General features: G+C 60.4%; 7 protein-coding genes. 2 read left to right on the plus strand and 5 right to left on the minus strand.

Going from position 1 to position 11,354, the window contains the following annotated elements; genetic code table 11:
- Positions 1 to 76: 76 nt before the first annotated feature.
- Positions 77 to 2,545 carry a UvrD-helicase domain-containing protein gene (locus J4E53_RS04390; protein WP_103308100.1) on the minus strand — a complete coding sequence of 823 codons (2,469 nt, stop codon included), beginning with the start codon at positions 2,543 to 2,545 and terminating at the stop codon, positions 77 to 79.
- Positions 2,546 to 2,778: 233 nt separating this feature from the next.
- On the opposite strand from J4E53_RS04390, the gene J4E53_RS04395 reads away from it, so the two are divergent.
- Positions 2,779 to 3,474 (plus strand): pirin family protein, encoded by a 696-nt coding sequence (locus J4E53_RS04395; RefSeq protein WP_103308101.1) that lies wholly within the window; start codon positions 2,779 to 2,781, stop codon positions 3,472 to 3,474.
- Positions 3,475 to 3,604: 130 nt separating this feature from the next.
- Here the strand turns inward: J4E53_RS04395 and pgm are convergent, their stop codons facing one another.
- The 4 genes from pgm to J4E53_RS04415 all read right to left on the minus strand — a co-directional run bounded on the left by pgm (position 3,605) and on the right by J4E53_RS04415 (position 10,030).
- Positions 3,605 to 5,251: a phosphoglucomutase (alpha-D-glucose-1,6-bisphosphate-dependent) gene (pgm, locus tag J4E53_RS04400; RefSeq protein WP_103308102.1), complete on the minus strand. Its 1,647-nt coding sequence runs from the start codon at positions 5,249 to 5,251 to the stop codon at positions 3,605 to 3,607.
- A gap of 91 nt (positions 5,252 to 5,342) precedes the next feature.
- On the minus strand, positions 5,343 to 6,740 hold the full coding sequence (locus J4E53_RS04405) for a PLP-dependent aminotransferase family protein (RefSeq protein ID WP_103308103.1): 1,398 nt from the start codon (positions 6,738 to 6,740) through the stop codon (positions 5,343 to 5,345).
- Positions 6,741 to 6,836: 96 nt separating this feature from the next.
- Positions 6,837 to 8,327, minus strand: a complete 1,491-nt coding sequence (locus tag J4E53_RS04410) for a hypothetical protein (RefSeq protein WP_103308104.1) — start codon at positions 8,325 to 8,327, stop codon at positions 6,837 to 6,839.
- 677 nt (positions 8,328 to 9,004) lie between these two features.
- Entirely contained in the window at positions 9,005 to 10,030 is a 1,026-nt protein-coding gene (locus J4E53_RS04415; RefSeq protein WP_060742421.1) for a zinc-dependent alcohol dehydrogenase family protein, read from the minus strand.
- 257 nt (positions 10,031 to 10,287) lie between these two features.
- Between J4E53_RS04415 and J4E53_RS04420 the strand changes: the two genes are divergently transcribed.
- Positions 10,288 to 11,202, plus strand: a complete 915-nt coding sequence (locus J4E53_RS04420) for a LysR family transcriptional regulator (RefSeq protein ID WP_014338228.1) — start codon at positions 10,288 to 10,290, stop codon at positions 11,200 to 11,202.
- The last annotated feature ends 152 nt before the right edge of the window (positions 11,203 to 11,354 follow it).

The raw sequence follows: 11,354 nt of genomic DNA on the forward strand, positions 1-11,354 counted from the left end.
CATTTGACAGCGGCGCCTTCCTCTCCAGGGAAGGCGCCGTTTTTCTATGGCCTCTTAATACGCTTTTGCCACAGCTTCATCCTTTGCGGGCACGACGGTGGTCAGCGAAAAAGGGCTTGTCCGCTGCAATACGATCTGAAGCCTTAGGCGCATTGGCCGCCTGACCATCCTGGCCATCGACATACCAATAACAATGCTGCACGGCGCGGGTGATGCCCACATACGCCAAGCGCAGGATTTCGTCTTTTTGCGCCGTGTCGTAGGGTTCGGCGTCTCCATCCTGACCTAACCCGGCCATGCGATAGACCTGATTCTTGTAGGGCGAACTGCTCAGGTGCTGGCAGTCGCCCAATAAGAACACCGCATCCGCCTGGAGCCCCTTGGCGCTGTGGTAGGTCATTTGCCTGAGCCGCCGGGCGTCGTACGGCAAGCTAGAATCGACATTAACTGTTGGCTGAATATGCTTTTCTATCATTAGCTTATCGCTACTTTTTCGATACAGCATCAAGATGGAGTCACCCTTGCGATAGTGCTCCTCCAGTCGCAGGGCCAGCCCTTCGTCGTCTCGATCCAGCACATTGACCGGGCTCAGTGATCGGGGCACGCCACTGGCCTTGGCTTTTTTGCCTGGGATAGCCGCAGCGGCACGCACGATGTGCTCGGCCGCGTCGATGATGTGTTGGTGGCTGCGGTAGTTGTCGGTAAGCATCACCCGAGTTGTCGCCGGTGACGGGAATTGCTTGTTGAATGCCATGAAGTAGCTCGGCGAACTGCCGCGCCAGCCATAGATCGATTGCCAATCGTCCCCGACACACAACAAGGACGAACGCTGGGCACCGCGCCCCACGTGCAGCGCAGGACCACGGCTGCGGACCTCCCGAAGACTGGCGCGAAGCCAGGAGACGATCTGCGGCGATACGTCCTGGAACTCGTCGATCATCAGGTGCGAAAGCGGCCTGAGCAAGGCATCACCCAGCAACTTGAAATTTTCCGGCGAGTGTTCGCTGAACAGGGCGAACATACGGTTATAGGTCATGATCGGCGGCGATTGATCGAGCAAATGGTCTTCGAATGCCCGCCAGTAACGGCTCAGCGCCTCGAAGAAATACCGATCGGGGTCATCCTGGGCAAAGGCCATCCGGCCCACGGCGTCCGGGACGTCCAGGCCAAGGTTCTCGATAAAGCCCGCCGCCGCGACAAAACAGTCCAACAATGGCGCCGAACCCAGTTCACCCTTGACCTTGTAGTCGAACCCGGGGCCGGCACTGGCATCGCCGGCCATGGATGCCACCACACGTTTTGATGCTTCGTAACTTTCAAGCCATATCAGTGGCTTACGGCAGAAAGCTTGAAACAAGGTGCGCTTTACCGCCCACTCCGCGCGGATACTCAACTTGGCACCCGGACGACTGAGCCGGGCGTCTTCCCGCGGATCGAAACCCAGCATCACCCAGGCATCCAGTGAGGGCGCGTAGCCATGGCAGTGGAATGTCGAACCATTGATTTCGAACGTTTGTCGTTTTGGCTCGATCCCCTTGATTGGCCAGGCACCGGCGTGAAACCACAGGTCTTCGACGGCATCGCACAATTCTTCGTCGCGCTGGGCCGCCAGTTCGGTCACGGCCACGCGTTTTTGCACATCCGGGTGATCGCGCTCCAGCTCCTTGAGTTGCAGGGCATGGCGGGACAACGGTTGGATCAGCTCACGGAAACGCGCATCTCGCTGGTAAAGGTTGTAATAACAGGCGTTGAGTTGCTGACGCTGGACATCGTTGATGCGTAACTCAAAGGGATTGCCTTGGGCGTCGTCGTCCGCTTCGGCGCGATGACTCAGGGTCTCGAAGGCCTGGAGCCGCTCGAACCCGGGCAGGCTGCGGACCATGGGCAAGATACGCGAATGGAAGGTGCGCACCAGATCACGTGCTTCCTTGAGGCTGACGGTTCGCCCCCACAGGGCAAACACCTCGATCAATTTCTGGATGAAGTCCTTGCGCGATTCCCGGGTAAACGTCACCACGGTCATTGAGTCCAGTTCGAAGCCCAGGTAGTGGGACAGCAACACAATCCTTAGCACCAGGGTCGTCGACTTACCCGCACCCGCCCCGGCGACCACCGAGGTAGACGGCGTATCGCTGAAAATCATCTTCCATTGCGTGGCACTCGGTTGCGCATGCGCCGGCAGCAATCGGGCCACGTCGGCCTTGATACGTTTCTTCAACTCGGTGGTCAGCGGCAGGCGCCAGTCATCGAACAGCAAATCATCCACCTGCGGTGCCGGATGCTCTGTGCTGCGCGAATCACGGATCAACAAGACCTGGCGGCCTTCCTCGAGCCCTTCGGCCCTGCCTTCCTTATAGCCATAGTCGAAACCGGCGGTATGGCCACTGCGGAAGCCGTCGGCCTGGCCGTGCAACCAAGACGCTCGGTGCTGGGCGCGCAGACGCGTCAGGCCATGGCCGAAGAGCCGGGCGGCCAGGCGCTTGAGCAACGGCATCTGGGCCAGGGGCAGGAGCTCGGGGGGAAGATCGGGAGTGTGTTGCGACACGCTGGGGACTCCGTGTTCATGAACCATGACGGCTATGGTGTCTGGATTTTCCGCCAGGTTCCACCCAAAAGCTTTTAAGTCATGGGTTTAGGCGATGAAGTGAAAGTAGGCTCACGAATTCATATCTAGTTAGGCGATAGGTTTGACGCGTTTTTTACGCTTTTTATCGATTAGTTCCTTCGCGAGAATAGCGCCATCAACCATCGCTTTCGCTCAGCGAAAAGGACACGAACATGCTCGAACTCAGACCCTTCGCCACGTTGGGCGCCGCCAACCACGGCTGGCTGGATGCCCACCACCATTTTTCGTTCGCCGAGTATTACGACCCGCAACGCATGCACTGGGGCAACCTGCGCGTCTGGAACGACGATGTCATCGCCCCCGGCAGCGGTTTTCCCCAGCACCCGCACCGGGATATGGAAATCATCACCTATGTGCGCGAAGGCGCGATCAGCCACCAGGACAACCTGGGCAACAAGGGCCGTACGGAGGCTGGCGACGTACAAGTCATGAGCGCGGGCACCGGGATCGCCCACAGCGAGTACAACCTGGAGTCGACGGCCACGCGCATTTTCCAGATATGGATCATTCCCAACGAAGAAGGTCTGGCACCGTCGTGGGGCGCCAAACCGTTTCCCAAGGACTCGCGCGAAGGCTTCGTGACCTTGGCCAGTGGCAAGGCCGGCGACGACCAGAGCCTGCGGATTCGCGCCGACGCGCGACTGGTAGCGGCCAATCTCAAGGCAGGTGAAAGTGCGGAATACCGGCTGGACGTCGGACGACGAGCGTATCTTGTGCCGGCCACAGGGTTGATAGAAATCAATGGGTTGCGCGCACAAGCTCGAGACGGTGTTGCGATTGAAGATGAACGGATATTGCGGGTCACTGCGATTGAAGACAGCGAAATCGTGCTCGTGGACCTCGCCTAAACCCTGCACTGCTGCTCTTGTGGCGAGGGAGCTTGCTCCCGCTCGGTTGCGCCGCGACCGCCAAAAGAGCGGGACTGCTGCGCAGCTCAGCGGGAGCAAGCTCCCTCGTCACAAGCTCACATCACATGTATCACTTGCTGCTGATCGCCCCATCCACCAACGTTTGCGCCTCGGCCACCAGTTGCTTGAGGTGCGCATCGCCAATGAAACTTTCGGCGTAGATCTTGTAGATATCCTCGGTACCCGACGGACGCGCCGCGAACCAGCCGTTTTCGGTCATGACCTTCAGGCCGCCGATGGCCTGGTCATTGCCCGGTGCATGGCTGAGGATGCTCTGGATCTTCTCCCCCGCCAGTTCGGTAGACGTCACCTGATCCGGCGACAGCTTGCTCAACAGGGCCTTCTGTTGTGGGTTGGCCTTGGCATCGACGCGTACCGAGAACGGTTCGCCCAACTCGTCGGTCAAGGCGCGGTAGGCCTGGCTCGGGTCGCGACCGGTGCGCGCCGTCATTTCAGCCGCCAACAACGCCGGAATCAGGCCGTCCTTGTCGGTGCTCCAGACGCCGCCGTCCTTGCGCAAGAACGAAGCACCGGCGCTTTCCTCACCGCCAAAACCCAGGGAGCCATCGAACAGGCCGTCGGCAAACCACTTGAAGCCCACCGGCACTTCATAGAGCCGGCGCCCCAGGCGCTTGGCGACGCGATCGATCAGGCCACTGCTGACCACCGTCTTGCCTACGCCGGCATCGGCGCGCCATTGCGGGCGATTCTGGAACAGGTAGTCGATGGACACCGCCAGGTAATTGTTCGGCGCCAACAGGCCGCCGGACGGCGTCACGATGCCATGGCGGTCATGGTCCGGATCGCAGGCGAAGGCCACGTCGAAGCGCTCCTTCAGGCCAATCAACCCTTGCATGGCATGGCTGGAAGATGGGTCCATGCGGATCTGTCCATCCCAGTCGACGGTCATGAAACGGAAGGTGGAATCCACGTGGGTGTTCACCACGTCCAGGTCCAGGCGGTAATGCTCGGCAATGGCCGGCCAGTAGCGCACGCCCGCGCCGCCCAACGGATCGACGCCCAGGTGTAACCCGGCGCTGCGGATGGCATCGAAATCGATGACATTGACCAGGTCCGCCACGTAAGTGTTGACATAGTCGTGACGGTGGGTGGTATCGGCTTTCAGGGCCTGCTCGTAGCTGATTCGTTTGACGCCGGCGAGCTGGTTGGCCAGCAGTTCGTTGGCCTTGGCTTCGATCCACTTGGTGATATGGGTATCGGCCGGACCGCCGTTGGTGGGGTTGTACTTGTAGCCGCCACTTTGCGGTGGGTTGTGGGACGGCGTGATGACGATACCGTCCGCCAGGCCCGAGGTGCGGCCACGGTTGTAGCAGAGAATGGCGTGGGAAACCGCCGGCGTCGGGGTGTATTCATCCCCCTCGGCGATCATGACGGTCACACCGTTGGCCGCGAAGACTTCCAGTGCGCTGGCACCCGCCGGGGTCGACAGCGCGTGGGTATCGATACCGACGAACAACGGCCCGTTGATGCCCTGGGCTTCACGGTACAGGCAGATCGCCTGGCTGATTGCCAACACGTGCCACTCGTTAAAGCCCAGGTCGAAGGAGCTGCCACGGTGGCCGGAGGTGCCAAAAGCCACGCGCTGGGTCGCAACCGAGGCATCGGGTCGGCCGGTGTAGTAGGCCGTCACCAGTCGCGGGATATCGATCAACAACTCTGCCGGTGCCGGCTTGCCCGCAAATGGACTGACTGTCATGCAAAACCTCTGAGTGGAGTGGCTCGGGAAATGGGGTGCAGTTTACTGACAGTTCGACCATGGCGCGACGGGTTCGATCCATCGCCGCCGATTACGATTGTTCAAGCCTCAGGGCGTCGGCCAGCGCGCAGAGTGCGGCATCCAGGTCCTGGGGCCCATTGAGCGTATGGGTCAGGCGCATATGTTGCCCGTACAGGCCATGAAGGCTGAACAACTCCCCCGGTGCGATGACGATTCGCTGGGCCAGCAGCCGATGGAAAACCCGGCGCAAATCAACCTGTCGCGTCGAGCGCATCCAGATCGTCGCACCACCCTGGGGTTCTGCCCATTGCAGGCTATCGCCCAGCCGCTCGCGCAGCAATTGTGCGGTCGAAACCGCGCTTTCGCGCAGCAGGCGCCGCAACACCAGCAAATGCTGGTCAATCCGACCGTTGCTGTACAGCCGGGCGATGGCTTTCTGGCGAATCGGCGACAGACGAAACGCGCGCAACAGGAAATGTCGTTGCAGGTGCAGGGTCATCTGGCGCGACAACACGTAGCCATATGGCGCCTCTGGGCCGATGGTCTTCTCGAACGTGGAGTAGACGATCAACCGGTCCGGGTCGAGCAAGTCCCGAAAAGGCGTCGCCCCGGCCTCGAACGCCAGGTCTGTATGGCTGTCGTTCTCCAGCACCCAGGTGCCATGCCGTTCCAGCAAGTGGGCGATGGCGCGACGGTTCTCTTCAGGAACCAGCGAGCCCGTTGGCATGTTCAGGACTGACGAGAGCATCACCAGGCGCACCGTTTCGCTCTCCAGCAGTGGCTCCAACTGCTCGATGTCGACTTCCCCGCCGGCCAGCAGTGGCAGCTCGATGATGTTGATGTCGGCGGCTTGCAGCAGGCGCAACACGGCCCAGTCGCAGGGCGATTCGATCAGTACTGTGGCGCCCCTGAGTGCCAGCACGGCGATCAGGATCTCCAGGACACCCCGCAGATCGGCACCGATATAGACGTCATCGGCATTCCAGCAACGGGCCGGCGAAGAGGTGTAGCGGGCCGCCAGCGCGGTACGCAGCTCCAACTCGCCCCAGGGTTGCGAGGGCGTCTGCGAGGAACGTGGATACTGGCGCAGCAGCTCGCGCTCGAGCAACAGCATCGGGCTGTCCAACGGCTGCATCGACGCCGGCTCGTCCGCGCTGAGTACCAGCATGCCGGGGCGCCGGGCATTGACGTACAAAGTCTCGAGCAAATCGTCCCCGCCATCCAGGGTCGTCATGCTGGGCGCCGGCAGCGCGTAATAACCGGACTTGGCGATCGAGTAGACCCGCCCTTCCTTCTCCAGCAGCGAATAAGCGTACTGGATGGTCGATATCGACACGTTCAGACGCTCGGCCAATTGCCGCAACGAAGGCAGGCGCACCCGCGCATCAACCTCCAGTTCGTTGATCAGCGTGGTCAGGTAGCGATAAACCGCCTGGTAGGCGAAGTCTGTCTCCCGGCAACCTTTCATGGGATCACGCCAGGAGAACGGATTGCAGTCGGCCAGGTCACAACGCCGGGCATCACGACCAGGGACGAGGTAGACGAGCCCATCAAGCCTCGTTCCTCAGTGCCTTGCCGAGCGTTCGTGCGGCTCATCGACGGCCTGCCCGGCTTCTGCGGTATCAACGTCGTCAAGGGCCTGCTGCAGATCAGCTCCCGGCATCGCTTCCGGTTGTTCCGGCACGGTAATGCTCGCCCGGTACAGCTTGCCAAGGATATCGATGGGCAGGCCACTGACGTCGACCATCCATTGCGCGATCTGATCGGCGACCGTCGCGCCCTGCATGGCCTTGTGCAGGTCCGGCATCGCCACCAGCATGCCGGGGTGGCAACAGCGCAGGAAGTGTTCCAGGCCCTCGCCCTGCCCCACGAATGGCGCGAACAGCATGCACACCAGTTGCGTTTCGCTGAGCCCCAGGACCTTTTGCGCTTCGAGGGCCGCATAGGCGCGGCGCTCGGGAATCGCCGAAGGTGAGCCGAACAACGCTCGAGCCTGCTCGCAGGCGTGTTCCGGCAGTTGCTTGCGATGCATGATCATGATCGCCCGCTGCACATAGTCGCTGTAACCCGTTTCGTAGCTGCGCCCTTGCACGTAGCAGGCCAGCAGGCCATGCAAATGGGCCGACAGCAGCGGGCTGAGGTATTCGTTTTCGATCGCCGAGGGCATGAGGCCATCGGTCTGTACCCGTAGGAATTCGTTGAAAAGCGGCCAGTTGGTGCCCTCCAGTCTGTCGACGATCAGGTCGTCGATGCCGATATGGCTCATCCGCCGGCAGGCCTCGAAATGCCCCTCGGGCTTCCAGGCACCAAGGCGTTCGGGACCGTAGAAATGCTCGTAGAGATCACTGCTCAAGGTATCGAGGTGCGCGAAGAGGCTGTCGAAGCAACCGATATTGTCGGTCGGCAGACCGATTTTGCGGGCCGCGCGACGCAGGCCTGAAATGAACTGTCTTTGCTGGCGTGGCGTATCGCTGCTGACCATCGAATCCACGCCAGACTCCCAGCGGGCCATGTGCCGATAGAAGTCGGCCATCGCCAGGTAACCGTCGCTCCCGATGTCCAGGGGACTGTCGACCGAGCGAAGGTGCCCCAAGGCCAGCAGGTCCATGCGATTGGCCTCGTGACCCGGTACCGACAAGGGCTGCCGGTGATTGAACGGCAACACCTCGCGGTTATCCGCCATCAGCAATTCGACCCGGGGATCGTCATAGACAAACAATGCGCTGTAGCAGCGATGGATGTTCTCCAGCGTCGCCTGGGTGGTTTCGCTCAGGCGCGGCGTGGCGACGCGCAAGGCGAAGGTCACCGGATGCCGGCCCGCGATGCTCAACTGGGCGGCCCGCAAAGCGGTCAGTACATAAAAGCTCTCCCGGCTCCCGTTCTGGACCGTCAACACACGATAATCGCCAATCCGATCGATACCTCCGGCGGCGACAATCAAGCGCTGGATCAAAAGCTGCAACGCGGTCCGTTCGGCCCGGGAATAAAAACCCAACAATCGTTGCAGTATCTGTTGATACACGTGAGTCATTGCCTGCTCATGAATTGCACTCATAGCCATTTACCTGAAATTCAACTATCGGCGCCGCACCCGCACCAACGTGACCGCGCGACGTGTTGGTCTGAATGAATCGTTCTAGTACTCAAAGAGTATTAGCAATACGCTCAAGCATTGCTTGTCGTAATTATTTGATACATACGCAGGAAGTCACCCCGTGCTCCCGGGCACCCCCGCTGCAGGCCTTGAAAATACAGGGCCTTGCCGAGCTGGCGGTACGTCCTAGGAGAATTCCGACAACGTCCCACAGACAATGAGTACGAGAAATAAGGAACTTGCCGAACTTTAATTGACCTTCCACCCCACCCTGTTTTCTCCAGGATCGATAGATAGCCCCCTGCCAATTAACGCTCGTTGCACCTTGAATGTGCCTTGAAGGATGAAAGCCTTCGAAAAAGTTACACCGCACCACGACTTCTTCCTTGATATGGAAATCAGCGTTCAATTATCAGGACTTAAATAATGATTAGAAGATACAGATTGAGGGCAAAAACCAGTTCAGATGTTCACCGGCAAACCGTTTCTGCTTCGAGCGAACCGGGACAGGTTGCTGGAGGGGCCTTGCGAGGCACGAACGCACCGCCGTCAGGCTGCCAGTGCGTGGGAAAGGAGGGATGGAGATCGAATCGAAGACAGCGCAAGAGCCCGGCGATGACTCTTGCGCAAGACAGGTATCAGGCGGGGTCGACGACCTGAAGGGCAACGCGTTCACGGCAAGGGCATTCACCCATGTACCGGTGCGCTTCGACAAACTCGGAGAACGGGAAGACCCGAGTCTTGAGTGGCAACAGCACGCGATCGGCGGTCAGTTGATTGATATCGCGCAACGCTCGTTGCAATGCCACCTGGTCCTGGACGATGCCCAGTTCCGGCTTGCCGGTAAAATTGCCGATGCAGTGCACGAAGAACTGAATGTTCTTCTGGAACGCCGCGCAGGCCGGGAACGGCGTCTGGTTGCCGCCCTGCAAGCCATACAACACCAGGCTGCCACGGGGCGCCAGCACATCACCCAATAGCGACATCTGCGGCCCGCCAAGGCCGTCGAATACCACGTCGACGCCACGGTTATCGGTGAGCTTGTTGATTTGCATCAGCAAATCCTGCTCTTCTGTCACGATGACTTTTTCGGCGCCCAACGACAGCAGGTATTCACGCTCGTCGGCCGTCTTGGTGGCCGCAATCACCCGCACTCCCAAGGCCTTGCCCAACTGGACAAAGGACGGGCCGGCGCAATGACTGGCATCGGTGACCAGGGCGAATTGCCCCGGTTTGACCCGCGCCAGGTCCATGTAGGCGAAATAGGCGATCAGCAGCGGCGTGTAGTGCACGGCGGCTTCGATCGGGCTGAGCACATCGGGATAACGGGTCAGGGCGGTGCGGGGCAGCACGATGACTTCACCGTACACCGGATAGTCGTTCGGGCTTTCGGCCGGAAAACTGGCGACCTTGTCGCCCACGGCCAAGTCATCGATGCCGTCGCCGACGGCCGTGACCACGCCGGCCATTTCATGGCCCAGGCCCGAAGGCAGGCGTGCCTGGGAGGACGCCAGGTTCTGGCGCCACAAGGTGTCGTACCAACTGATGCCGATCGCTTCGACGCGGACCTGCACTTCTCCTGGCGCAGGAAGAGCCGCCGCATGCTCTTCGCATTTGAGCACCTCGGCACCACCAAACTTGTGAAAACGGATCGTGCGGGACATCGCAAACCTCGTCAAAGTAACCTCTAATGCCACGAACTCTATCCGGGCTTTGTAGCCAAGACCATCAGTGGCTATTAATAGTCGACATGCCTGTCATTGATTCCGCAGCAAGAAAAACCAACCACTCCTGTAGGACTTAACCTAAGAAAACTCAATTAGCCGGTGCAGAGTACCAGCCTTTCCCCGTAAGATTCATGCCGGCCATTGTTCCCATATGGCCGTTCACGTCAAGCTTACCGAATCTGCCAGGACCCCAGATGAATCGTAATGACCTGCGGCGTGTCGATCTGAACCTGTTGATCGTGTTCGAAACGTTGATGCATGAACGCAGCGTGACTCGCGCGGCCGAGAAGCTGTTTCTTGGCCAGCCGGCCATCAGCGCCGCACTGTCGCGCCTGCGCAGCCTGTTCGATGACCCGCTGTTCGTGCGCACCGGCCGCAGCATGGAACCATCGGCCCGGGCGGTCGAGATCTTCGCCCTGCTCTCTCCGGCCCTGGATTCGATTTCCACGGCAGTCAGCCGCGCCGCGGAATTCGACCCGGCCACCAGCACCTCGGTGTTTCGCATCGGCCTGTCGGACGACGCCGAATTCGCCCTGCTGCCCATGCTGCTCAAACGCCTGCGGGCTGAAGCGCCGGGCATTGTGCTGGTGGTGCGCCGGGTCAACTACATCCTGATGCCGGGCCTGCTGGCGTCCGGTGAAATCTCCATCGGCGTCAGCTACACCGACGACCTCCCGGCCAACGCCAAACGCAAGGTCTTGCGGCGCAGCATGCCCAAAGTGTTGCGCGCCGACACCGCGCCGGGACGACTGACCCTGGACGAATTCTGCGCCCGCCCCCACGCCTTGGTCTCCTTCGCCGGTGACTTGAGCGGTTTCATCGACGAAGAACTGGCAAAACTCGACCGTAAACGTCATGTGGTGTTGGCCGTGCCGCAGTTCAACGGCTTGAGCACCCTGTTGTCGGGCACCGACATCATCGCCACCGTGCCCGACTACACCGCCGACGCGCTGACCGCCGCCGGTGGCGTACGCGCCGAAGACCCGCCCATACCGGTGCGCAGCTTCGAACTGCATATGGCCTGGCGGGGTTCTCAGGACAATGATCCTGGGGAGCGCTGGTTGCGTTCGCGGATTCAGATGTTCTTTGGCGACCCTGAGAGTCTTTAGGCGTCGCCGGGCAGGCTGTTTGGCTGATCATTTCTGCCTTTCCACAACCCATGGAGCTCCATTCACTTCCAGTGGATTGCTACATTGGGGGCACATCTGAGGGCATGCTTTGGATGGTTTGAAAAGGATGCCCCCAGCCTGAGGCCAAGCAG

Source organism: Pseudomonas sp. FW305-28 (assembly GCF_017351395.1).
Classification (GTDB): Bacteria; Pseudomonadota; Gammaproteobacteria; order Pseudomonadales; family Pseudomonadaceae; genus Aquipseudomonas; species Aquipseudomonas fluorescens_AA.

Excerpts from the sequence above, each read along its gene's own strand:
- J4E53_RS04405 (WP_103308103.1), bottom strand. The coding sequence starts at position 6,740 with ATGAAAGGTTGCCGGGAGACAGACTTCGCCTACCAGGCGGTTTATCGC.
- J4E53_RS04395 (WP_103308101.1), top strand. The coding sequence starts at position 2,779 with ATGCTCGAACTCAGACCCTTCGCCACGTTGGGCGCCGCCAACCACGGC.
- pgm (WP_103308102.1), bottom strand. The coding sequence starts at position 5,251 with ATGACAGTCAGTCCATTTGCGGGCAAGCCGGCACCGGCAGAGTTGTTG.
- J4E53_RS04410 (WP_103308104.1), bottom strand. The coding sequence starts at position 8,327 with ATGAGTGCAATTCATGAGCAGGCAATGACTCACGTGTATCAACAGATA.
- J4E53_RS04420 (WP_014338228.1), top strand. The coding sequence starts at position 10,288 with ATGAATCGTAATGACCTGCGGCGTGTCGATCTGAACCTGTTGATCGTG.
- J4E53_RS04415 (WP_060742421.1), bottom strand. The coding sequence starts at position 10,030 with ATGTCCCGCACGATCCGTTTTCACAAGTTTGGTGGTGCCGAGGTGCTC.